The sequence below is a fragment of the Methanobacterium petrolearium genome (assembly GCF_017873625.1).
GTDB classification, from domain to species: domain Archaea; phylum Methanobacteriota; class Methanobacteria; order Methanobacteriales; family Methanobacteriaceae; genus Methanobacterium; species Methanobacterium petrolearium.
The window spans coordinates 83,947-108,105 of record NZ_JAGGKL010000003.1 but is presented as its reverse complement, the minus strand read 5'-3'; the positions used below and the strand labels follow the sequence as shown (position 1 = coordinate 108,105).

Sequence of the window (24,159 nt, the reverse complement as noted above, 5' to 3'; positions counted from 1 at the left end):
ATTTATCTCAAGATTAATTTATTATTATAAATTTAATTCCTTGTCATAATATGTTAAATTTATATTCCATATATAGGGAGATCTTCATCTCGGATGATTTCTTTAACATCTTCAACCAATTCTTCCATTTTCTTGCCACCAGTTTTCACCAGGAATGATTTAATCATTCGCCCTCCCCGGGGTTCTATTTTTTCTTTCATGCGGTTGATAACTTTCTGACCACCAGAGCCACCCATGGTGGCAAATAAAATAACATCTTTACCAATGAAATTACAGTGGTCAATGAGGGTGATAATTGCTGGTGCTGGTTTACCTGCCCATGTGGGACTTCCCAAGTAGATTAGATCATAATTTGTGAGATCTACTGTTTCTGGCTTGATTACAGTCTTATTTTCACGAAAAGCATCCACTGAAGCCTTTAAATAGTTTAATGGGCCCTGTCTATCATTCAGGTCAATTATTTCCTGAGTATCTCCATTCACTTCCTTGGCTAGGATCTTGGCCACCAGAGCCGTTTTCCTACTCCTTGAATAAAACAAAACAATTATTTTCATATTTACCTCAACCAACATAATTCTTATTGGAAGTATTAAAGGTTTATAGGAAGAATAAATTGAGTATCGGTGATTAGTAAGAGTTTTTCACTTTATTCTTTCACGATCTTTTCATAAATTATATGGATCAAAGTTTATAAAGGTTTAGGGATGTAAACCCACAGCTTCCAGGGACATTGTTTCGGGGAATCCGCACATAAGATTCATATTTTGAACTGCCACACCTGAAGCACCCTTAACCAGATTATCAATAGCAGAAATAACAACTAATCTACCGTTTTCATCAATTTCAAAGCAGCCAATATGGCAGAAATTTGATCCACGCACGGAACTTAATCTTGGAATTTCACCTTCTTCAAGCACCCGGATGAATGGTTCATTTTGATATTCCTCTTTATATATTTCCTGAACTTCAGATGGAGTAATTTCTTTATTTGGGAAACAATGTAATGTGGTTATAATCCCCCTAATAGCAGGTATTAGATGTGGAGTGAATGATACGCGAACATTTCCGTATTTTTGTAGTTTTTCCTGGATTTCAGGCATGTGGCGGTGTGTGGTCACTGCGTATGGTACCAGATTGTCACCAATGTTGGGGTAATGTGTAACTGGGGTTGGATTGATCCCAGCACCACTCACTCCACTTTTAGAGTCAGCAATTAGAGTGTCAGTGATACCATTTTTTACCAGGGGAATGCCAGCTAGTATGGCACCAGTGGGATAGCATCCAGGGTTAGCAACAAGATAAGCTCGTTTAATTTCCTCTCGATACATCTCGGGTAATCCATAAACAGCTTCCAGCGGTTTTTTATGTTTTAAACCGTACCATTTCTCATAAATAGCAATATCATCGAATCGGTAATCTCCACTGAGATCAACCACTTTGATTCCTTTTTCTACTAGTTCGGGAACAATATTCATGGAAGCGCCGTGAGGTGTGGCGGTGAAGGCCAAATCAACATCCAAATCTGATGGTGATTTATCTAAAAAATTTAAATCCAGATCATGCAGGTGAGGATGTACCTTTCTTATGGGAGTGTCTGCATACTGTCGGGAAGTGGCTGCAACTACTTCCACTTTGCTGTGAACATCAAGAAACCTTAAAAGTTCTCCTCCGGTGTAACCACTGGCTCCAATAATCGCTACTTCTAACATATTTCTCACATTGTTACTTTTTAGCAAAGTGCCTATTAAATCATTACCCTTAAATAATTATTTTCATCATGTAATTTGGATTAAGGGGCTGGTAATTTCCACTATTATATTTAATCAGCATTGTTATCCTTTTTTAGGGCATTTTCAAAGGCTTTTTTATGGAAATTAGCAGCAAGTTCTTTCTTACATTCATCATCGGCGAAAAGTCTCATCTTGGGTGCTCGACATGGATAATGTTGTATTCGAAGTCCTGCCCTAACTGGTAGGGTTTCTGTAGGTTCCCCCACCATCTCCTCAGCAACAAATCTGGTGCTGCCACATGGAGAGCATCTTAAAACTTTTACGTCAACCACCTTATCACCCTGGCAGTTTACTCTGACTATTGGTTGTCCAAATTTGGATACAAATTCATCAAAGATAGGGTTACCATTTTCAGAAAGATCACACATGTTTTCAGGGCAGGTTACATTTCCATATTTTTCTAACTGGTTTTTGAAACCATCACCCCTCCAAGCTCCCACTATTATCCATTCCACTTTATCATGCAGGGCATCAACCAAATCTAGTGTTAAATCTGGATGTAAAGTGTAGGTTATAATTATGTCTGCATTTTCAAGTTGTGCAAGGGTTTCAGATGGAAGATCAATTTCATCCATAAACGTGGATGTTGGTGCATCCATCATGATGTAATCACAGTTGAATTCTTCTTTAATAGTTGCATGGGCCCGTTCACCATATGATCCATCAGTTACAATCGATATTTTCACTTTGAAACTTCCTGTTAATTTATATAGATTTCAAATAACTTTAAGTTTTTATGAATAATTTTAAACTCAGTAAAAATGTTATATGGAAATATCAATATTTAAAAAAAGGTGGTAAGTTTGTTGGAACTTATCTGGTGATCATGGTTCCAATACCTTCTTTGGTGAAGATCTCAAGTAGTATGCTATGTTTTATTCTCCCATCGATTATATGGGCTGATTTAACTCCATTTTCCAGGGCACTGATACAAGTCAGCACTTTTGGTAACATACCATCCCGGACAGTTCCATCATCAATAAGTTCCAGTACTTCCTCGATGCTAACTTTTCTAATTAGACTATCAGGGTCTGAATGTTCCCTGAGAATTCCAGGGACATCGGTAAGTATTATAAGTTTTTCTGCCCCAACTTCGCCGGAGACTTCCCCGGCCACGGTGTCGGCATTTAAATTTAATGTTTCGCCCTTATCGTCTACTCCTATGGGGCTGATAACTGGTATGTAATCATTTTCAGTCATAACTTTGAGGATTTCAGGGTTTATTGATTCAATCTCCCCCACCAGGCCCAAATCAACCATCTGTTCTTTACCTGTTTCCTGGTCCACCACGACCTGGGGGGAGCGTTTACGAGCTTTTAGGAGCATATTATCCTTACCTGAAAGTCCCACTCCTTTACCACCATGTAATCCGATGTTAGACACGATTTCGGTGCTTATCTTGCCAACGAGGACCATTTTCACGATATCCATGGTTTCCTGATCGGTTACACGAAGTCCGCCGATGAATTTTGGTTCTTTACCTAGTTTGTTCATGGAACGGGAGATTTCAGGTCCTCCTCCGTGTACTACTATGGGTTTCATTCCCACATATTTCAATAGAACAGTATCACGGGCTGTGGAGCTTTTGGCAACAGAATCGATCATGGCGTGACCACCGTATTTAATCATGATCTTTTTATGGTGGAATTTTTTGATGTAGGGTAAGGCTTCAATGAGAATGTTAACTGTTTCCATTTAAAACACCTATTTATATTCTAAAAAAGATTTTCAATCACAATTTTTCCATCATTATATGATTATTGTTGTATTTGAGCTAATCAAACAACAAGTTATTTTATCCGACAACTATTATTTTGGATAAAGTGTAAATTTATTGATTATCCTTTTATTGATTTTCTCCTATTTTTATAAGACTCATTATGAATTTAGTTTATTATTAATCTTGTGTACAAAATACCTTATTAAATCCATTATAGTATCATTTCAATATTTCCTTTTTCCAATAAGCTGTGGAATATAAAGTGGATTTATATGTAAGCCTATAATAATAACATGGCAGATTATAAGGTGAAATCAGAATGGGACAATGGGGATTTTGTGTATACCCGATCCTTTAGAAAGATATACCGTATGTTTCGTAGCATGAAGAACCGTAAGGGTATGTTTGTGTTGATCATAGGGAGTCCTGGGACTGGTAAATCAGCTAATATTTATTCTGCCTTAAAAAGTCTTGATTTGAATGTTTATGATCCCATACTTTTTTTAGATAATCATGATATGAGCTCTTCTGAGGTTTTCACAGAATTTTACAGAACACTCAGAGAAGATCTTAGTGTAAAAACTAATGAAGAGGTTTATAAGAAAGTACAGGAATATGACCTCATTTTATTAGCTGATAAACTTCTTGATTCTGAATTTATTGATGGAGATAAAGTTGGTCTTAGCCTCTGGTCTTTAAATAAAGGTTTTGACACATTTCCATTTTATTTTGGTATTTTAATGGAGTTTCTGAAGCATCGGAAGGACCTTGAAAAAATAAATGTTGTAATTCAGACAGCTTTTGTTTTCAGAATGAGAGGCGTTAAATATGATCTTTTAACAGATTTCCATATCTTTTCGCAGATATTTGTTTTCATTATTAGTCGGTTTTTTGAAGTTATCCGAATATCCTACACAGAAGCCGAAACCATGCAGATTGTGAGAAACAACTTTAAAGATGTTGATGAGGAGCAAATCAGGTCATGTATTAAGAAATATGGATGTAAACCTCGATTTATATTTGAATCATTGGAAAGGAATAAACACTCCTAAAATTTTTTTTAAAAATCAATTAAGGATCTGTAGATCAAATGTGGAAGAAATACCGATAAAAATGGGAGGATAATGATTAAGGAATAAAAAATAATAAATAATGGGTAATATTCCTTTTTTCATCAATCCTAAGTGAAATCAATCATACCCCGTTGATAGTAGTTTTGAAGTTCTGAATAGTGCGACAGCTCATAATTAGCATACGGATCTTTAAAGTAAGGTACTAACATACCTTTTAGTGTGTAAATCCAAGCAGGTATGATTCCGTACAGTTGTCGGGTTATGTCAAAGTATAAGGGGAATCCGCATCCCTGAGAAAATATGGGATTGTCTTTACGGGCTGTACCATGCCAGTACATGGGTATGGGGCCTTCCTGACCATTTTCTTCTGCAATACCATACAGGTAGTTTAAGGCGCTGGTGAGGTTGTCAAAAACGATTCCATCTGTTTTGTATTTATATCGACCTTCAGGAGCGCCGAATATTGCTATTTTAAGTGAATCCCAGTAGTTGGTATCACCGGTAGCTCCTGTTCCATTGGCGTCTATGAAGGCAAGTTCGAGTATCTCCACATCACCTTCCTTATAATTACGGTAATTTGAACTACCTGCGAAGTGCACAACCAGAATTGATTTGGAACCACTTTCATTGGCAAATTTAGCTAATAGTTGGGAGTGTAAGTGTCCGGGGTACATGTCAGGGTTGGCGACTTTTACAAACGCGAGCCTGCCCTCTGGGGTAATTGGACCATCCATGGTCGCAACGTATGAGTAGCCTACTATTAAAAGGAAAATTGCCAGTGCAACTAAGGACCATTTCATTAAATTATCTCTCCTACAGGAAATGTATTATTCATTAATTTCTTTTTAACATCGTTTTTTAAGCCGTCCCCTAATTTTATCTAGATTTTTTATATAGTCTTGCTTGCCATGTATTATTTTTATATTAAGTAGTCTATTCCCCCCAAAATCTTAAAAATCGTCTATATTTATTTTAAAGTAATATCATTCTATTGATACAACTACCAGCAATTATGTCATTCAATTAATAAATAAAATTTGTCTATATTCTTTTTACATTATTTAATTATATTATACATTATTCACATATTAAATTTATCCAATTCATCTATATTGCAGACCAACCTATTTAAATTCAATTATACATTGGTTATAATAAAACTTTCGTTTTTGTATATAATCTATAATTATTCCATTGTTTATTTTTCTTTATTGTTTATTTTTCAGTATTTGCTGATGCCAATTTTATCATTTCAACTATATGATTGTTTGATATTGAGTAATATGCCATTTTACCTTCTTTCCTGAATTTGACCATGTTTTGGTGCCTTAATAATCTGAGTTGATGTGATACTGCTGAATCAGTTATATTCAGAACAGCGGCTAGATCACATACACAAATTTCTTTTTGGATTAATGCATAGAGTATTTTGACTCTAGTGGGATCACTGAGTACTTTGAAATTATTTGAGATCCGGTGAAATGTTTCATCTGGGAGCATTTGTGATTTAACTTCCCTTACAGAGTTTTCATTAATACAATGAATTTCACAAACATCATCATTTTTCATTAGAATCCCTTTTTTGTTCTCTAAATACTTTTTATTTACTTATCCACCTTAGTACAATATATAATTAATTGTTGGACTGTTAATTTATTTTTTAAACTAGAACATTGAAGGGATAATTTTAATACTTATTTAACATTGTTCACATCATAATGTCATTCCAATTTGTTTAAAATGGTTTTTATCCAGGATGAAAGATGGAAAATTATCCAATATGAAAGACGGAAAAATTATAATTTAAAAAAAAGAGCTAAACTAAAACTGTGTAGATTTTCATGATGAAAGATTAGAATTCATTAATGAAGTTTATGAGTTTTTTTAGTTGAATAGAATTCACTGATGAAGTCCATTAGCCATTTATAGCAGGGGGCACTTGCTAAGACATGTTAAATTTTCCCTCTAGTTAAACTATTTTCTACCTAAAAATCATAATTATAGGGTGGTGGTTCAATGCCTAAAAAGAAAAAATTGGGCGAAAAAGTGAAAATATTCAAGTTAAATACCTTTGATGGTAGTTTACCGGAATTAATAGGTAAAACAACCATAAAAAAGTCCAAAAAAAGTTCTAAAAGGCGTGATCCTAAACAAGAGTTAGAAACTGCAATGATGGGTGCTGTTGAATAAATGCTATAGCCATTACTTGATTAAAGACATTACTTATTAAAGGAACAAACCGGTTTGATTGTCAAAAATGGATAGATTGATTATTTTTAATCTAATTGGTAGAAATAGTTTTAAGTAGAAACGTATTAAAAACCAAAGAAATAGTCCCTAGCGGAGTCGAACCGCTGTCGCGAGATCCAGAGTCTCACATGATTGCCACTACACCAAGGGACTAAAAAAATTAATTGTCCAGTTTTGTATATAAACTTTTAGCTCTAGTTGAAATTGCTTCAACTTAGTATGTTCAACTATGTTATGGGTTATAACATTTCATTTTATTGAAGAAAATTTTGATTTAATAGCATTACTTAAATTTTCATAGTACACTAAAGGGGTTAGGATTTAATAGAAGGAGATAGCTTACAAAAATCATGTGAATTTATCTTCAAATTCTATAACATCATGGTTTTCTTGAATTAAAGGTTTCATGGCTTCTACCATGTTACCCATTATAAGAAAGAAATCTCTATCTTTCTCGATCATGGCAGTCATCAATGATTTTTCTATTCCTTTACGTGAGCTGATATCAGTTATGATTGATATGGCACCTAAATATTGCTTGTTAGGTTTGAATACCGGGTTTGTGGATACTAAACCCCATAACGTAGTTCCATCTTTTTTTATGAATTCCAGTTCGTAGGTTTGGGCCAGATTTTCCTTTTCTTTTGTTCTTTTTGTAATGTTATGTAGATGATCATTGAATATTGATTCTCCATCCGGTTTGATGAAATTGGAAATATCTTTATTGATCATCTCTTTCACATTGTAACCTAACATTTTGGCCATTTCCCGATTAACGTAACTTAATTGATTTCTTAAATTAATTAAAAATACTCCTGAATGGATTTTTTCAATCATGGATCGGTATTTTTCTTCATTTTCCCTCAGTTTACTTAGTATATGTTTTCTTTCAATGGAGTATTTGATGGAACGTGCCAGTATTAGGCTGTCCACCTGTCCTTTAACCAGGTAGTCCTGAGCACCCTCACCAACCAGTTTGATTCCAAATTCCTCATCTTCAAGACCGGTGAGTATTATTATGGGGATGTGCGGTGCAACTTGCTGGACACTGGTAAAGGTTCTAGTTCCATGACTGTCTGGTAAATGAAGATCCAAAAGTATAATATCAAAGTGATTATGATGAGCAGCGTCTAATGCATCTTTAAGATTTTCAGCTTGTGAAACGTTAAAACTAATTTTAGGGATTTCCAGAAACATTTCCCTGATAAGTGCGGTATCACCGGGGTTATCCTCAACTAGAAGGACTTTAATTTCATTGTTATTCATAATAATCACCAATTAATTATCTGGGTGGTAATGTAACTATATCAAGCCAGAAATTCCCTATGTTCTGGATTACTCGGATTAATTGGTCTAATTCAACAGGTTTTGGTATGTAACAGTTGGCATTGTTTTTATATGATTCTATTAAGTCCTCTTCCCTACTGGAACTGGTTAGAATCACAACAGGAATACATTTTAACCGTTCATCATTTTTTATTTCTATTAATACATCTCTTCCATCTTTTTTAGGCAAGTTCAAATCAAGTAGTATCAGATCAGGGATTTGGGGAAGAATGTTTTTTCCATTATGATTTAACATCTGCATGGCTTCTTCACCATCTTGGGCCACATGTAGAAGATTTTTAATCTTGGCTTCTTTGAAAACTTCCTGGATTAAACGCACATCTCCAGGATTATCTTCTACCAACATCACATTCACTGGTCTGATCGTTTTAATCCTCATTTAATCATCTCCTGTGGGTATAGTGAAATAAAATTTTGATCCTTGACCTTGTGCGGATTCATACCAGATCATACCTCCATGTTGTTCAATTATCCTTTTGACTATGGCCAGGCCAATACCAGTACCTTCATATTCATCTCTTCCATGGAGACGTTGGAATATTCTAAATACACGATCTCCATGTTTGGGATCAATACCAATACCATTATCATTTACTTTGAAAATCCAGTCTTTACCACTTCTTTTTGCAGATATGTGGATCTTTGGTTGTTGGTTATCTTGATATTTTATAGCATTACCAATCAGGTTCTGGAAAACCTGTACCATCTGGGTGTAATCCGCTCTAATCATGGGAAGATCTTGGTAAGTTATGAGAGTATGGGTTTCTTCAATTAAAACTTTAGAATCGATGAGGATCTGTTTTATAATATCTTCAGTATCCACATCTTCAATTTTTACTGTGTCACGACCCAAACGAGAATAAGTTAAAAGGTCGTTAATCAGTTCCTGCATGCGAGTTGCACCGTCTACAGCGAAATGTATGAACTCATTTGCATCAGAATCGAGCTGGTTGTCATAACGACGTTGTAAAAGTTGTAAGAAACTGATAACCATTCTAAGGGGCTCCTGAAGGTCATGTGAAGCCACATAGGCAAACTGCTCTAATTCAGCATTAGACCTTTTAAGTTGTTTTAAAGTTTCTCGCAGTTCTGATTCAACGGTTTTACGGTCAGTGATATCAATCACAATACCCATCATCTCTTTAGGATTACCTTTATTATCAGGATATACTCTTCCAATTAAATATGCCCAGTGAAGTGATTCATCAGGCCATAAAACCCTTATTTCCAATTTAAGTTCGTTAATATTGTCTAAAGACTTTTCAAAAGCATTATTAACTATCTTCCTGTCGTTAGGATGTATTGCATTTAAAAACAGATCGTATGAAATTTTGGGGTCTTTTTCTATACCAAAAATAGCATTGCAACGATCAGTACACTCTAACTCATTATTTTTAAGATCCCAGAACCACATTCCAGCATCAGCTCCTGCAATAGCCAGACGTAATTTTTCTTCTGACTCTCTTAGGGCTTTTTCTGCCTTTTTTATATCAGTAATTTCAAGCACTGCCACATTGATACCCAAAATCTGACCATTGGAATTTTTAATAGGGTACCATTGCTCTATCCACGTTCTAATCACACCTGGTTTGGCAGGGGTTATTCCATTGAATTCCCTGCCTAGAACAGTATTTCCTGTTTCAAAAATTTCTTGGGCTACTGCAATAGCTTGGTCTTCTAGATCTGGTACAACTTCACCCACAGTTTTTCCAATATGTTCGTCAATAGGTATGCCATTTATCTCAGCCAGACGATTATTTATACGCACATAGCATAAATCAGAATCAAATACACATAATCCAATAGGTGCTGAATCGTAAATTGCTTCAATCTCAGCAAGTCGTTTTTGAGCCATTTCTTCACTTTCTTTTAAGGCTTTTTCAGCTAGTGTATGCTTTGTTGTATCCCGGATGAAGCTTTGAATCCGACCATCATCTTCAAAAGAAACAATGCTGGCTTTGACATTATAATACAATACATTACCATTTTCACGCTTATATTTCCCATCAAATTCAAAATTTCCTGTTTTTATTAATTGATCAACACGTTCTGAGAAGTTTGGAGTGGTTGCTGTACTAAATTCATTAAGATGAGAAGTCTTCATTTCTTCTTTGGTAGAACCAAACATGCGGGCTGCGTTTTCATTGCAGTCAAAGATTTTTCCTTTAAAATCATGAATAATAAATCCATCATTAAGATGTTGGACAATAGAACAGTAACGCTCTTTGGCTGCACTTATTTTATTTTCTGCTTTTTTGCGTTGGGTTATGTCGTTGTTCACTTCCATGAACCCAATATGTTTACCATTTTCATCATTTTGGATGGACCATCTACTTGAAACAATAATTTTAGATCCATCACGTTTGGTGTGAGTTAGTTCACCATCCCAATGGCCGTGTTTTAACACTTCAGCTTTTATTTCATTTAAGGGGGTTGTGAATTGAGTGTGGAACAGATCATGAATTTTTTCACCTAACGCTTCCTCTTGGGTCCAGCCATATGTTTTTTCGGCAGCTAAGTTCCAGAAGGTAATCCTATCATTTAGATCACGGGTGAAAATTGCATCATGGGTTAAATTAAGTAATTGCGCTTTAGTTTTAAGTCTATCTTCAACTTCTTTACGATGAGTGATATCTAGACAGATACCAGTCATTTTTTCTGCATTACCCTTTTCATCATAAAGTGTAGAACCTAATGCACTTATCCAGATTTGATTTCCATCATGTTTAATCACACGATACTCATTTTCAAGGAATTCGTATTTTTCTATGGCGTGGTTCATTTTTTCAATGGCTGTTTCACGGTCATCAGGGTGTAATAACTCTAACCAAGTATCAAATGAAGGTTCGGCGGTGGAAACCAATCCAAAAAGTTCATAAAACTCTGAAGACCAGGTTAATGTGTTGTTTGTGATATTCCAATCCCAGAAACCACTTTTTGCAGCCTTTTGGGCAAATCCAAGCCATTCATTAGTGTGACGAAGTTCATCTTCTGCTTGTTTTTGCTGGGTAATGTCTTCAATTATTCCATCGATCCAGTCTACAGCTCCATTTTTATTATAATGGGCTTGTGCTGATACCGAAACATATATGGTGTTGTTATTTTTCTTTTTTAAATGCAATTCTTTGTTTAAGACAAAACCATTTTGATTTATCTCTTTTACGAATTGTTTTCTTTCCTGAGGATTGTAATAAAGGTCTGAAACTTTAATCTGCATGAGTTCACTTACAGAATCATACCCGAACATTCTGGCAAAAGCAGGATTCACCTGAATAAAGTGACCATCTATATCATTGGTGTTACGGCACACTCCTACATTAAGGTTTTCAACTAGACTTCTGAACTTTTTTTCACTCTTTTTAAGATTTTTTTCTGCTGTTTTACGCTTTGAAATATCTTCAAAAGATTCTAAACCGCCTATTATATTACCTTCATCATCTTTGATAGGTGATGCAGTGAAACGTAGGAATTTTTTTTTACCTTTAATTGTATCTGAACTTTCAGCTTCGTAGGCTCCATCTACAAGTTCAGATTTTTTATAACTATCAGAAAACCAGTACTCAATACCTTCAAAATCTTCGTCTACTAATAAATCAACCAGACATGGTCTTTTTTCACTGTAAAATACTTTCCAGTGCTCTTCGGTATCAATTATGTCTGCGGATTTGATTTTACTGTATTCTTCCAGGGCTTTGTTCCAGTAAATAACATTATGATCCTTGTCAATTACAAATTGAGGGAAAGGAGAGCCATCAATAATAGAGTCCCATCTAATTACTGCATTACTAATTTTTTTAGTTAATTTATTAACTTCATGGTCTTTAGTAACCTCCACCCCCTCCTTTTGATTGGGTAATGGTTTAATGTAATGAGTTTATTTTTTTCATCTGTTAGTTGTATTGATATGGTGAAGTTAAACTAGGGGTAAGGATATTACTCTAATTTTTACTTCAACCTTTCCAAACTTGTTTTTATAAATGCAGGGATGTTTTCAGGCCCTCTACTGGATATAAGGTTGTCATCAACCACTACTTCCTGGTTAACATATTCAGCACCGGCATTTTTTATATCCTGGATGATTGATTTCCAGCCTGTAACTTTCATACCATTTAAAACTTTAGCTGTTATTAGGAGTTGTGGCCCATGACAGATTGCAAAAATTGGTTTACCCGTTTCAAAGAAATTTTTAATAAATTCGACGGCTCTCTCTTCACCACGGAGGATGTCAGGAGAATAGCCTCCAGGTATTAAAATTGCATCAAAATCAAGGGGGGTAACTTCATCTAAACTTTTATCTATCTTAACTGGTGTTTGGTTTCGTTTACCCCTAACGGTTTTCCCTTTTTCAAGCCCAATACTAACAATTTGATGGCCTGCTTTTTGGAAAGCAGCTGCAGGTTCAGTGTATTCCACATCTTCAAACATATCTGTGATGATTATACCGATTATGGACATATCATCATCTCCAGTATAAATTGAGTTTGTAATTTTTGATAAAAAATATATTTATGATTTTAGGATATTTTTAATATTGAATGATTCAGATTTTAGCTGGTTATATGTTACGTTATAATGGGTTTTTATTTCTTATTTTCAGCTTCTTTCAATGTTTTCAAGGTGTTGAATGCCAATTCTTGTTCTAAAACTCTTAGTCTTTCGGCTAGAAAATCTAACACAATTTTTCTATCTTCAAAAGAAACATTCTTTTTGGACAACATATTAATCAGTTCAGTTGTGCTTCTAACAGATTGGGTTCCAGTTTTCTCATCCATTAAAAGTATGTCCCTTTTGCCAATCTCCTTTGAAGGTGAAACACATACCGCTCCCAGAATATCTCCATTTTTATCTTTAACATCCAGTGAACTTGTGTATATTGATTTGTTAGGATCTGCCATTTTATCACCTATTTCATTTTATAACAGTGTAATGGATAAATTTTTTGAAAATTTTGTAATGATACACTTTAAAAAAATTTTGTAATGATACACTTTAAATAGTCAAATGTTTGTAATGGTATTAATTAGATAATAGGGCTCAGGATTTTATAAAAAAGCTTTTTAAAAAAAAAGTTTACATATTAATTAGTCCCTGAGGTTTTTTAAGCCTCAGAGACGTTGCCATGCCAAGTTTTTTTCGGAGACGGTATAAAGGCATGAGTTTCATTGACTCTTGGACAAACCTTATAGTGAGTCTAATTCATTTAATTACAGTTTATATCAGCATTGTATTTAAACATTTGTATTAATACAAATAACTAACATTCATCATATTGATTTTATTTAAAATCGTTCATTTAAAATCATTTTTGAGTTGTATAAATCGTCAATGATTTCTGAAAAAATATATTAATTGGTAGTATACCATAATGAAAGCTGGTATAACCGTGTTTGAGTGGAAGATGATAATTGTTTTGTTACTAGTCATTACAGCGAAGGTTTAAATTAAGGGTAGTGGTCTGGTACATTTTTGGTTTTTATATGCTCCAGTGTACTGGGAGAATCGGTTGGGAGTATTGTTTATTTCCTCTGTGAACGCTGTCACATTAAACTTTAAGATTCTGTGAAAAAAAATTATTGCCTAAGGGGGTGAAAATATTTTTGGGAAAATTAGGACAAATTCGCCCAGGAAATCAGCCAAAACTTCTGAAAATGGAAAAAGACTACATAATATAAAAAAGATATTAAGTGGTGATAAATCAAAAAGTGAACCAAGCCATTAATTCGAAATACGCCTTTAATATTACCTTGATCAGTATTTTAACCCAACAACAAAATTTTATTAATTTTGCATGATATTGGAAGTAAATTTCACTTAACTTGATATTACTCATCAAAAATCTCAACTGATGAAAAAATTATTTCAAACGAATTTTTTTGTTATAATTCCTTAATATTCCAATATAATTTTTTTCTGGGCTCCGCAATCTATATAAGGGATGTTATCCAAGTTTAATTTGTAAATACTTTATTAAACCACGATCAATGGAGAAGCAATAGCAATATCTACTAATTGCCTCCCTAAAATCATACCCGCAGGGCCCAACCAAAACTCCCCATTCAAACAACCCTTGCGGGTTCTCCATTGATTTGATATACAACTTTTTTTTCTTGTTAAATATTCATAATTCCATTAACTATATTTCATGCATACAATATGTCTTTCAATTATTTTTTTTCTAGATCTAAAAATTTTCATTCAGTTAAAGAACTGTTTACTCCTGAATGGGGAGTTGTTTTTGAATTAAATTTCTTGTATTAATTTAAATTGTCCCCATAGATTTAACTGAACTGAAACTAGATAATTAATAAGTGGTTGAATTATGAAACTCAAAGCTATAGGTTTAGTTAACTCTCCTTTTAAAGTTAAGGAAGGTTCCCCGCATCAAGGACGATTTTCAGAAGAAATAAGCGATATAACGATTTTTGAAGAATATTCAGAGGGTTTAGATGGAATCGAAAACTGGTCAAACCTTATAATAATTTACTGGTTGGATCGTGCCGGACCAGCATCCATGAGAGTTGTCCCATATGGAAAGAAAAAGAAAACAGGTTTATTTTCCACTAGAGCACCAATACGTCCCAATCCCCTGGCATTATGCACAGTTAAACTGGTAAAAAAAGAAGGAAATGTTTTAACTGTTAAAGGATTAGATGCATTGGATGAAAGCCCAGTTCTGGATATCAAACCATTTGTGGCGGACATAGACTGTCCATAAACTCTATCAATTTTCATTTAACACTTTTTAGGGAAAATGACTAAATCCATTATTCACTCACTTTAAATATTTTTATTGAATTTTTTTAAACCAATTTTTTATGAAAACTACTTATGTTCCGTGTATCAATATAACAGTTAAATGTGATTGTAGTTTTTTATCAAATTTATAATTTGATCTGTTAATTTCTTTCAAAGGAGATGGAGTAAATGGACTTAAAAATAGCCTTTGAGCTTACTAAAAAAATAAAAAAAGTGAAAAGTGTTATTTCCATTATTTCTCCAGGTGCTGCATCTTCAAAAACATTAAAAGATGTTGACTTGATTGTTATTTATTCTAATAAATCAAAAACTTCCGTAGAAGAGGTAGAAAACCTGGTAGATGGTAAGTTTAGAATTTGTCAAATCACCCTTGATGAGTTGGAAAACAATCCGGAATTCAAGGCAGCAATGAGTGGAGAAGGAGTTCTTCTCCATGGTAAAGCATTCACTGTATCTGCTGAAGGTTTAAATTTGAAATCACGTGTGATCCTCTCATATGATACCACTCAAATGGATCAAAACCATAGAAATAAATTAAACCGAGCTTTATATGGTGGAATATCTACTTACAAAAAGAATGGGCAGCGCATAGTAAAAGAATATCCAGGTATTGTCAGCAAAATTAACGCCGAAAAATTAGGTAAAGGAGTTTTAATGGTGGATCGTTTCAATTCATCCTTAATAATTCAAACCCTCAAAACATTCAAAGCAAAATGGAAAGAAATACCAGTGTGGACCTATTAGGCAACTTAAACTCTATAAAAATCTACTTATTTGATCTATGCCAATGGGAACTATGATTGTGCACCTTTCCGATATAGGAGATAATACCTTATAAATAAAAGCAGGAACACGACCAAAATCACCAGTAACGTTGCTAAAGTCACCCAAGTCATTATTACATCTCACTTATTCCATGTACCCACATTACTAATTGATTTAAACAGACATATCAATTTTACTATTCCACAAATTTCTATTGTAACCCATATTAAGCTGTTAAAGTTCTGAAACATAACTAAAAGACAAATATAAGGAAATTTAAGGTACTAAAAATATATCAACGATGGATGAATCCATTGTTATGGTTCCTAAAAAAATCAACATAAATAAAATGAGTTACGAAAAATCGTAAATAAGGATTGATTAACGATAAAACAGTTGATGTAAATGAAAATCTTATTTGTAGAACCCCCAAAGGTATTTTGGTTTGTAATGGGAGAGTATATGCCCCCACCACTGGGAATACTTCAATTAGCAGCCTATTTAGAGTCAAAGAATACCGAATGGGATATAAAGGTTCTGGACTCACAGGCAGAAAATTTTGGATGGAGTAAACTTCAAAGATACATTGAATCAGCAATGCCTGATGTAATTGTTTCCAGTGCACTTGCCACTTGTAACACTTTCACCATCCTCAGAACAATTGAAATTGCCAAAAAAGTGAACCCGGATATTAAAACTGTTGTAGGTGGTCAGCATTTCACTGCTTTGGCTGATGAAAGCCTGAAAAACTATCCTGAAATAGACTTCGTAGTTCGAGGAGAGGGAGAAGTCACCTTATACCAACTGGTAAAATCTCTTGATGAGGAAACATCCCTCCTGGATGTTAAGGGACTTTCATTCCGGAACAATGACGAAATCATCAATAACCCCCCTCGCCCTTTAATCAGTAACCTGGATGATCTACCCTTCCCTGGTTATCATTTTGTGGAAGAACATATGAAGAAATATAATTTCAAAATGATGGCCTATAAAGGTGCAGGATATGCCCTGGTTGAAGCATCTCGTGGTTGCCCCCATAAATGCACTTTCTGTTCCCAATGGGAACATTGGAGTGGTAAATGGAGATCTAAATCTCCAAAAAGAATTGCCGATGAAATGGAACATATTTACTCCGAATATGGAACCACATTTCTATGGCTGACTGATGATAACTTTGGACTGGGAAAAAGAACTGCTAATGTCTGTGATGAATTAATTAACAGGGGCATTTCTGAAGATGTGACATGGTTCCTCCAGGCAAGAAGTGATGATATAATTAAACACCAGGATAACCTTCCTAAAATGAGGAAAGCCGGTAACTATTGGATAATGGCAGGATTGGAACGTCATGATGATAATGTGCTGGATAACTATAACAAGGGGATCAGGGCATCTGATTCTAAACTGTCCATGGATATTCTTAAAAAAAATGACATATTCTCCCAGGCAACCCTCATCACCGGAGATAGGCAAGATTCTCATGAATCCCTTCAGAAACTAAGAGACTATGTCAACTATGTGGATCCTGATATTGCCATTTTCATGATACTCACTCCCTTCCCAGGAACTGCCCTTTACAAAACCGCACATAAAAATGATTGGTTGGAGGATGATAACTGGGCCAACTATGACATGGTCCATGCAGTAATGCCCACAGAACACCTCACGAGGAGTGAAGTGCAGGAAGAACTGTACATGTGTTACCGAAGTTTTTATGGGAGTATGAAGCGGAGGATCGGTGGGGTTCTATCACGAAACAAGTTCAAACGCCAAACCTATCGTTACATGGCAGGTCAAGGTCTTCTGCAAGCTTTGAGGGGTTTATATTGAAGTTAATCTTTGGATTCAGAAAGAACAATCCTGACTTTCAATCCATCTTCCTTATTACCATCTCCTTTTTGGGACTCTTCTTTCTCCTGATACTGTATTTATGGGCTCCTCAAACAAGGTTATACTACTCTTTTCAGAAAACAGCTATTCTATCCATTTTTATTATAATATGCTTAGTGGGGATCTTAGCTGCTACCTATCCTTCAACCTGTAAAACCTTAATGAAATTTCAAGAAGATTCCGAAAAAACTACTAAAAACAGCAATATACAATTTGAAGGCCACCATCCTGATTGCGGTAAGTTCACTTCACACACATTATACATCAAAGGAAACAAATACTGTCCAGGATGTCTAGGGCTCTCGATAGGGGCTTTCATTACCATCATAGGAACAGTGATATATTATTTTCATGGATTTCCTCCAAGTTATGGGGAAATTTCATTCTGGATGGGATTATGTATGGTATTTTTAACATTGTTCCTTATCGTATTCTTTAGTCTGGGAAAAACGTTTAAATTCATTTTGAACATGGCCCTGGTTATGGGATCATTCCTGATTCTCGTGGGAGTGGACATTGTTACGGCAAATTGGGTTATTGAGTTATATTTCCTGGTTTTGATCATGTTGTGGATTTTAACCAGGATGATGATTTCTGAATCCAGCCACAAAAGGATATGCAAGGATTGTTTGAATGGATCTACTTGTGTCTATAAATAAACAATATTTTAATGTCACTGGTTATTTTTTCGTGAATTCATATTGTTTGATTTTCATGTGTCTAATCCCTTATTTACAATTTTTTAGTGATATTCTAACAATAAACTAATTCTGTTATATGGGTACAAATAGTTAGTGTGCGACTTGCATACTCAAAATCAATAGAAATTCATAATCATTATAGGATTATTAAAACGTAATTAATATTAGAAAGCATTATTAGAAATTATTATACTTCTTAGATTATACTTCTTAGATGAATATCCAATAAATTGTATTAAAGGAGTGTTGTTGATGGGTTATTTGATCTGTGTTAAATGTGGGGGTTATTATGAACTTCAACCGGGAGAAAAACCAGAAGATTTTAGCAATGAATGTGAATGTGGAGGAGAATTAATATATTCAGAACGCCTTGATTTTACTGAAGAAAATTATGAAAATAACCTACAATACGATGAATATGAATCTTCACATGATGAATATAACCCTCCATTATATGAAGAGGAACTTCCTGAAGAGGAACTTCCAGTACAACAATCAAAAACCCTTGAAGATTATAAGGTTACATTGGAATATAAATCCCGAATGAAACAAATTAAACTGGCTACAGAGTTCCAGGAAATATTGGAAACTAAAGGGGAATATATAATTAAAGCAGATAAAAACACTAAACACATTAAAATAATGGATAAGGGAATCGAAACTGATGAAGGACAGTTCATTAAGTTTGAAGATATTGTTGATATAGAAGATAAGGAAGATGTCATAGTTAAACAGGAACCTGGTCAAAAAAAATCCAGAATAGGTGTTTTAGTAGAAACTGGTTATCATATATTTGCTCCAAGGAAAGTAACCCTGGTAATTAAACTTGATAAAGGCAAAATCGAATTAAATGATGTAAAAAGAAGCGATGCGAAAAGATTGATTAGTTTTCTAAATTGGAAGTTAAACAAGGTTAAAATAGGAAAATAATCAGATATTACTTTTTGTTTAGTTAATAAAATAAGATTTATTCTTTTATCATGGAATGATTTAATTTGCTATTTTGGTGATATTAAATTGTTATAAATTGAGCTATTAAAAAGATATCACTGATTTAGCTAACTATTTTTTTTGAAAGGTAGTGAACCTTAAAAAGTATAAAAAGGAAGTTTTTAGTTCCTTCTCTGGGTACCGTAGATTGCACCTACTATTATTAACAGCCCTACAATAATGATTATTGCAGGCCAGATATAGGTCCAAATGTTTTTGAATCCGGTGAATGAAGCCAAACCTAATAAGATTAGAATGACCCCTGCAATTAACGGACCAATAATATTACCATGGGGAAGTCCGAAACACTCATGTCTTTCACGATAATATCTGTCATCACGTCGGGGTCGGCGTCGTCCTCCATAGTCACTAACCTCTTTTAAAGGCTCCCCACATTTGGAGCAAAACTCAGCATCATCATCATTTTTTGTTCCGCAATTATGACAGTAAACCATGAGAATACCTCCTATATATTAGACTTTTTTTTATTGGAATTAGATTCAAACTCTTTTACATTATTTTATTTGATAATTTAAATATTAGAATTTTTCGTCTTTTTTGATTATAATACTTTTTAATTCAAACTCATAGGAGATAAATTTTCAATAAAGATAGTTAATTCTTATCATAATCAATCGGATTAGTATATTCCAATACAATTTATAATATCTAAAATATGAATTTAATTCTTATAAAACTTAAAAATTCATTGAAACTTTGATGAAGAAAAAGAATTTATATGCATCGAAAACTAGTCATAGTCTAGAAAAAAAATAAAATAATGGGATTATTTTATTATCTATGCTATTTCCGCATCGTCTATAGTGGGCACGGTTCTTGAACTACCAATTGTTGTTTCATATGAAGTCGGACCTATAAATGTTCCAACTACAGTAACACTCTGATCTTCATATGCACTTAAATCCCATCCCTGAACCAATATATCCTGACCATCAGTGTTTTCCATCCTAAGACTATAACCATCTGATTGTAGAACAGTTCCAGTAACCTTTACAAGTGTTCCTTCTTTAATGTTAGACCCGTATAATTGGTTAATTGTAACTTCAGTAGGGTTTTCAGTGGCTGTTGTATCAGTATTTGTATCTGTTGTATCGCTATTGGTATCAGTATTTGTATCGGTGCTTGTGTTATCTGTTGTTGAAGCATCAGGAGAGGTCATTCCTACCAGACCAATTATTACTATTAATCCTATACAACAAATTCCTGCTATTATTATACCTGATTTAACACCGGAACCTTGTTTACCCCACCACTCACCGAATCCTCCGCTTTTAATTGGTTTTTTGGCGGGGTTTGATAATTCTTCACCACAGTTTTCACAGAATTGTGATGAATCTGCATTTACTTTGTTACACTTAGGACAAATTTTTGTCATTTAATCTCCTCTTTTTTTATTCTATCTTGAACTTATAATTAAAAAATCTTCAAAACATTATTATCATCCATTTAAGAGCTTTAATTAATATTGCTAGTCCAACACCCCCTATTAAACCGGTTAATAATCTTAATATATTGTTACTTTCCCTCAACTCAATTAATTGGGTGAAACCATCTAATAATGAGGGCATAGTCATTAAAATGGCCAAAAAAATTAAAAAGATTGTATATTCCACATAAACAAAATAAGCTATGATGTAATAGAAAAAAGAACCAATGTAAAACCCTGTACATCTTGAACAAACTGGAAAACAATGTCCTTTAATTTTGAATGTCCTTTCAGGGATTCTGTGACAGATTAAACTAGAAATTTTAAAATCCGTTTCATCAGGAGACGTACTTAATGTAAACTACCTCCTTCATATATCTATTTTTATTTTCAAAAAAAATCCCACCCCGAGTATTACAACTAAACCACTAAATACTGTGTAGGTTGTTACTTAATTTAAATATTTTGATGTAATACCAATACAAAGTAAAATTTCTTCAAAATAGAGTAAAAAAATAGTTAATTTGGTTACTTAATCATACTTTACTCGAATAATTTTTGAATTCATTATTTGGCTTACATCAATTTTTACAACCCATAATATGCTTCACTACTCACAATCGTCAACAACGATTGTCCTGAGCCTGTTAATGGCCGCTGCAATCTCAAATCTTCGTGGTCTGGCAAGATTAGGTGGATTTTTCCTACCAGGAACTGCCAGAACATCAAGACCTTCCTTGCAAATCACATTATCCACCAAGTCCAGAACATCTTTCATGGTGATTTGAGAAGGGTTAGACACTTTTTTTCCGGGAGAATTTCTTTTTTGTGGAAATTCCCTGAAATTATTGGAACAATGGTAAAAAATGTAGCTGATAGCTCGGGTCTGACTGGAATCAATTAATTGTTCCACCTGTGAAAGATCAACAGTATCTTTACCCACCAGCAATGTTGAAGCTCCACGGCTGTCAAGTTTCAATCTCCTGCCTTTAAATGGTTTAATAGATTCACCACGGACTATTCGGGGTTTGAAACTGAACTTAGCTGGTGATTCTGTTATCCTGTTAAGTGGCATTTCATTGGCAACCTTCCTGGCATCTTCAGTAACATTGTAAGGCAAGTAATTTTCCATCAATATAACAGTATCAGCAAATTGGAAGTAATCACCAGAACCTCCCATCACTAAGATGGTAGAAACTCCTTGATCTTCGTAAAGTTCCTGAACACGGTCAATGAATGGAGTTATTGGTTCTTTATCTTTGGGAACAAGTCGTTGCATTCTTTCATCCCTTATCATGAAATTGCTTGCTGATGTGTCTTCATCAAATAAGAGAAGTTTAGACCCTGCCTCCACGGCTTCGATGATATTAGATGCCTGTGAAGTGGAACCTGAAGCATTTTGTGTTGAAAAACAGCTAGTATCCTCTACACCAGGAGGGTCATGGATGAAACTGCTTATATCCACTTTTTCAATGGGCCTACCATCCTCTGCCCGTATCTTAACTGCATCTTCCCTGGTAATCACCATCTCCCGCCCATCTCCAAAAGATGTGATTGTAAACACCCAGTTCAACTGCCCTAAGCAGGGTGGATTTACCATGATACCCACCACCTACAATAAGATTAACACCTTCATCAAGTCCCATCCCGGTTACAGTATCCTGGTGGAGGGTTTCTAAAGATATTTGTAATGATGAGGGAGATCTGAGTTCAACAGCATTGAGGAGTGGTTTATCGGAAACTCCACTTATCCTAGGGAGAATGGAACCATCAGCAATGAAAGTAACCAGTTTCTCCTCTTTAAGTTGATTTCTAATATATTCTGCATCTTCAAAGCCGTTAACATGCCGAAGTATCATATCATAATCCAAATTTTCATATAAACAGGAAGACACTATTTCAGGTATAACTTTCAAGATAATCTTCTGGGCTTCTTTACCCAGTATTCGCCTACCTTTTGCTGGTAACCCAACCTGAAAGCGTATTTCAAGTGAATTATTATCAATGTTCACACAGCTACGCTGGAGAATTTCTTGACTGCCACTATCAATCTGAATTATCCCACTTTTTCCACTACCAGTCCGGTAACCAGAATGCCTTCTAATACCACCCTGGAATGCCCTGGAGATATAATCTTCCAGCGCGACCTTCCTTTCAATGTTCTCATATAAATGGTGAGGGAATGAAATTTCAGGGACTTCCACACGGAAAAGTGAGGGACTGGCAAAGGGATCCCTCTGCACATGGTCAATGAAAAGTGTGAAGAATCCAAAATCATAACTACCTTTCAAATCAAGATAAGCCTTGTATCCGCGTCCATTAATCCTGTTTAAAGATTTAAATAGTTTTTCTTTATCTTCCATTTTAATCTTCCAGGGATTATCATAATTTAATTTATTTAACCAGATCAAATTAAATGTGTCAGAAACATTTTAAACCCAATTCATAATTAATAAACCCAATTCATAATTAATATTAATCCACCTAATAATTATTTTACCTTCAAAGAGGGGCTAGATTTTCTTTCCGTTGTAAACGCCGACAAAGGATCATCCAAATGTTACCACGCCGATGGTTAGTATGGACAGTACTAGGCGGTGGTTAAAAATGCGAATTTTACTCTAACTTTAAGATCAATTATTAATTATTCAATATAACTTTAGGATTAAATTAAAATACTCAATATAATTTTAAGACTATTGTTTAACAATAATTAATAATCACATTGATTGTTATAAACTATTCAGGTGAAATAGTTGGATATTGAAAATTCCAGAAATGAACAGGAACAAGATGAAAAAAAGGAAAAAATGATTCATTCATTTAAAACAGGGATTAAATTCATTCAGGAAGGAAAATATAAGACTGCTGTTTTGTATTTTGATGAAGCTCTGGAACTTGACCCACACAATAGTAAAATATGGGATAATCGTGGTGTGGCTTTGTTTCGTGTGGGACTTCAAGATGAAGCTCTTGAATCATTTGAAGTGGCCCTTGATCTTGAACCAGATAACTCACAGGCCTGGTCTAATCTGGGAGTGCTGTACGCAGCCCAAAAACGATTCGAAGAGGCCATAAAAGCTTTTGATCATTCCCTTGAACTTAAAAAAGATAATGATGAGGTTTGGAACAATCATGGGACTGCTTTATTCAGTTTAGGAAAATATGGTGAAGCTTTAGAGTCTTTTAACCATGCTATTCATCTAAATCCGAATTATGCTCAAGCTTGGGCTGGTAAAGGATCTGCTCAGAATTTCCTTGGTGATTATGAAGGAGCAATCAAATCTTTAGAAAAGTTTATTGAACTGTCATCCTCTAATTTTTCTCCCCAGGTTGAGGAGGCATGGGCGTTAATTTTTGAATTAAAATTAAAGGTTGAAAATGAGAAAAGGAGATGAATCACACCAAATAATATGATTAATTCAGAAAA

The 24,159-nt window shown here is 34.5% G+C and carries 24 protein-coding genes and 1 tRNA gene; 8 read left to right on the top strand and 17 right to left on the bottom strand.

Annotated elements, in window-relative coordinates; genetic code table 11:
• Window positions 1-59: 59 nt before the first annotated feature.
• The 4 genes from J2743_RS03730 to argB all read right to left on the bottom strand — a co-directional run bounded on the left by J2743_RS03730 (window position 60) and on the right by argB (window position 3,485).
• Window positions 60-554, bottom strand: a complete 495-nt coding sequence (locus tag J2743_RS03730) for a flavodoxin family protein (RefSeq protein ID WP_209625226.1) — start codon at window positions 552-554, stop codon at window positions 60-62.
• Between the two features lie 144 nt (window positions 555-698).
• Window positions 699-1,709: an N-acetyl-gamma-glutamyl-phosphate reductase gene (gene argC / locus J2743_RS03725; protein ID WP_209625225.1), complete on the bottom strand. Its 1,011-nt coding sequence runs from the start codon at window positions 1,707-1,709 to the stop codon at window positions 699-701.
• Between the two features lie 110 nt (window positions 1,710-1,819).
• Window positions 1,820-2,476 carry a DUF166 domain-containing protein gene (locus J2743_RS03720; protein WP_209625224.1) on the bottom strand — a complete coding sequence of 219 codons (657 nt, stop codon included), beginning with the start codon at window positions 2,474-2,476 and terminating at the stop codon, window positions 1,820-1,822.
• Between the two features lie 127 nt (window positions 2,477-2,603).
• Window positions 2,604-3,485 (bottom strand): acetylglutamate kinase, encoded by an 882-nt coding sequence (gene argB, locus J2743_RS03715; RefSeq protein ID WP_209625223.1) that lies wholly within the window; start codon window positions 3,483-3,485, stop codon window positions 2,604-2,606.
• A 363-nt stretch (window positions 3,486-3,848) separates the two neighbouring features.
• On the opposite strand from argB, the gene J2743_RS03710 reads away from it, so the two are divergent.
• Entirely contained in the window at window positions 3,849-4,562 is a 714-nt protein-coding gene (locus J2743_RS03710) for a hypothetical protein (protein WP_337972109.1), read from the top strand.
• A gap of 128 nt (window positions 4,563-4,690) precedes the next feature.
• Here the strand turns inward: J2743_RS03710 and J2743_RS03705 are convergent, their stop codons facing one another.
• Both J2743_RS03705 and J2743_RS03700 read right to left on the bottom strand, forming a co-directional pair.
• Complete coding sequence (locus tag J2743_RS03705) at window positions 4,691-5,383, bottom strand: hypothetical protein (protein ID WP_209625221.1); 693 nt, start codon at window positions 5,381-5,383, stop codon at window positions 4,691-4,693.
• A gap of 415 nt (window positions 5,384-5,798) precedes the next feature.
• Entirely contained in the window at window positions 5,799-6,152 is a 354-nt protein-coding gene (locus tag J2743_RS03700) for an ArsR/SmtB family transcription factor (protein ID WP_209625220.1), read from the bottom strand.
• Between the two features lie 447 nt (window positions 6,153-6,599).
• Here J2743_RS03700 and J2743_RS03695 point away from each other — a divergent pair, with 447 nt between their 5' ends.
• Complete coding sequence (locus tag J2743_RS03695) at window positions 6,600-6,773, top strand: hypothetical protein (protein WP_209625219.1); 174 nt, start codon at window positions 6,600-6,602, stop codon at window positions 6,771-6,773.
• 141 nt (window positions 6,774-6,914) lie between these two features.
• Here the strand turns inward: J2743_RS03695 and J2743_RS03690 are convergent.
• From J2743_RS03690 to J2743_RS03665, 6 genes are all read right to left on the bottom strand, one after another.
• Window positions 6,915-6,986: transfer RNA gene (locus J2743_RS03690), tRNA-Gln, on the bottom strand.
• A 195-nt stretch (window positions 6,987-7,181) separates the two neighbouring features.
• On the bottom strand, window positions 7,182-8,099 hold the full coding sequence (locus tag J2743_RS03685; RefSeq protein ID WP_209625218.1) for a PAS domain-containing response regulator: 918 nt from the start codon (window positions 8,097-8,099) through the stop codon (window positions 7,182-7,184).
• Between the two features lie 16 nt (window positions 8,100-8,115).
• Window positions 8,116-8,559 carry a response regulator gene (locus J2743_RS03680; RefSeq protein WP_209625217.1) on the bottom strand — a complete coding sequence of 148 codons (444 nt, stop codon included), beginning with the start codon at window positions 8,557-8,559 and terminating at the stop codon, window positions 8,116-8,118.
• Window positions 8,560-12,015 carry a PAS domain S-box protein gene (locus J2743_RS03675; RefSeq protein WP_209625216.1) on the bottom strand — a complete coding sequence of 1,152 codons (3,456 nt, stop codon included), beginning with the start codon at window positions 12,013-12,015 and terminating at the stop codon, window positions 8,560-8,562. It lies immediately after the preceding gene.
• 110 nt (window positions 12,016-12,125) lie between these two features.
• Entirely contained in the window at window positions 12,126-12,635 is a 510-nt protein-coding gene (locus J2743_RS03670) for a type 1 glutamine amidotransferase domain-containing protein (RefSeq protein WP_209625215.1), read from the bottom strand.
• Between the two features lie 125 nt (window positions 12,636-12,760).
• Window positions 12,761-13,075, bottom strand: a complete 315-nt coding sequence (locus J2743_RS03665) for a hypothetical protein (protein WP_209625214.1) — start codon at window positions 13,073-13,075, stop codon at window positions 12,761-12,763.
• 1,424 nt (window positions 13,076-14,499) lie between these two features.
• On the opposite strand from J2743_RS03665, the gene tsaA reads away from it, so the two are divergent.
• From tsaA to J2743_RS03640, 5 genes are all read left to right on the top strand, one after another.
• Complete coding sequence (gene tsaA / locus J2743_RS03660) at window positions 14,500-14,895, top strand: tRNA (N6-threonylcarbamoyladenosine(37)-N6)-methyltransferase TrmO (protein WP_209625213.1); 396 nt, start codon at window positions 14,500-14,502, stop codon at window positions 14,893-14,895.
• Window positions 14,896-15,104: 209 nt separating this feature from the next.
• The gene (locus tag J2743_RS03655; protein WP_209625212.1) at window positions 15,105-15,680 is read left to right on the top strand and encodes a hypothetical protein; all 576 of its coding nucleotides are present in this window, start codon (window positions 15,105-15,107) and stop codon (window positions 15,678-15,680) included.
• A 483-nt stretch (window positions 15,681-16,163) separates the two neighbouring features.
• Entirely contained in the window at window positions 16,164-17,531 is a 1,368-nt protein-coding gene (locus tag J2743_RS03650; RefSeq protein WP_245248018.1) for a B12-binding domain-containing radical SAM protein, read from the top strand.
• Window positions 17,528-18,250 (top strand): restriction endonuclease, encoded by a 723-nt coding sequence (locus J2743_RS03645; RefSeq protein ID WP_245248016.1) that lies wholly within the window; start codon window positions 17,528-17,530, stop codon window positions 18,248-18,250. The genes J2743_RS03650 and J2743_RS03645 overlap by 4 nt, the downstream gene beginning before the upstream one ends.
• A gap of 294 nt (window positions 18,251-18,544) precedes the next feature.
• Window positions 18,545-19,222: a hypothetical protein gene (locus J2743_RS03640; protein ID WP_209625210.1), complete on the top strand. Its 678-nt coding sequence runs from the start codon at window positions 18,545-18,547 to the stop codon at window positions 19,220-19,222.
• A gap of 182 nt (window positions 19,223-19,404) precedes the next feature.
• Here the strand turns inward: J2743_RS03640 and J2743_RS03635 are convergent, their stop codons facing one another.
• From J2743_RS03635 to J2743_RS12130, 5 genes are all read right to left on the bottom strand, one after another.
• Window positions 19,405-19,737, bottom strand: coding sequence for a zinc-ribbon domain-containing protein (locus J2743_RS03635; protein ID WP_209625209.1), 333 nt, complete (start codon window positions 19,735-19,737; stop codon window positions 19,405-19,407).
• 344 nt (window positions 19,738-20,081) lie between these two features.
• Window positions 20,082-20,678, bottom strand: coding sequence for a zinc ribbon domain-containing protein (locus J2743_RS03630; protein WP_209625208.1), 597 nt, complete (start codon window positions 20,676-20,678; stop codon window positions 20,082-20,084).
• 49 nt (window positions 20,679-20,727) lie between these two features.
• Window positions 20,728-21,051 (bottom strand): DUF2085 domain-containing protein, encoded by a 324-nt coding sequence (locus tag J2743_RS03625; RefSeq protein WP_209625347.1) that lies wholly within the window; start codon window positions 21,049-21,051, stop codon window positions 20,728-20,730.
• A 288-nt stretch (window positions 21,052-21,339) separates the two neighbouring features.
• Window positions 21,340-22,329 carry a P-loop domain-containing protein gene (locus J2743_RS12135; RefSeq protein ID WP_280904272.1) on the bottom strand — a complete coding sequence of 330 codons (990 nt, stop codon included), beginning with the start codon at window positions 22,327-22,329 and terminating at the stop codon, window positions 21,340-21,342.
• Window positions 22,229-23,092 carry an ABC-ATPase domain-containing protein gene (locus J2743_RS12130; protein WP_280904270.1) on the bottom strand — a complete coding sequence of 288 codons (864 nt, stop codon included), beginning with the start codon at window positions 23,090-23,092 and terminating at the stop codon, window positions 22,229-22,231. Before J2743_RS12130 ends, J2743_RS12135 begins: the two co-directional genes overlap by 101 nt.
• A 393-nt stretch (window positions 23,093-23,485) precedes the next feature.
• Between J2743_RS12130 and J2743_RS03615 the strand changes: the two genes are divergently transcribed.
• The gene (locus J2743_RS03615) at window positions 23,486-24,127 is read left to right on the top strand and encodes a tetratricopeptide repeat protein (protein ID WP_245248014.1); all 642 of its coding nucleotides are present in this window, start codon (window positions 23,486-23,488) and stop codon (window positions 24,125-24,127) included.
• Window positions 24,128-24,159 lie beyond the last annotated feature (32 nt).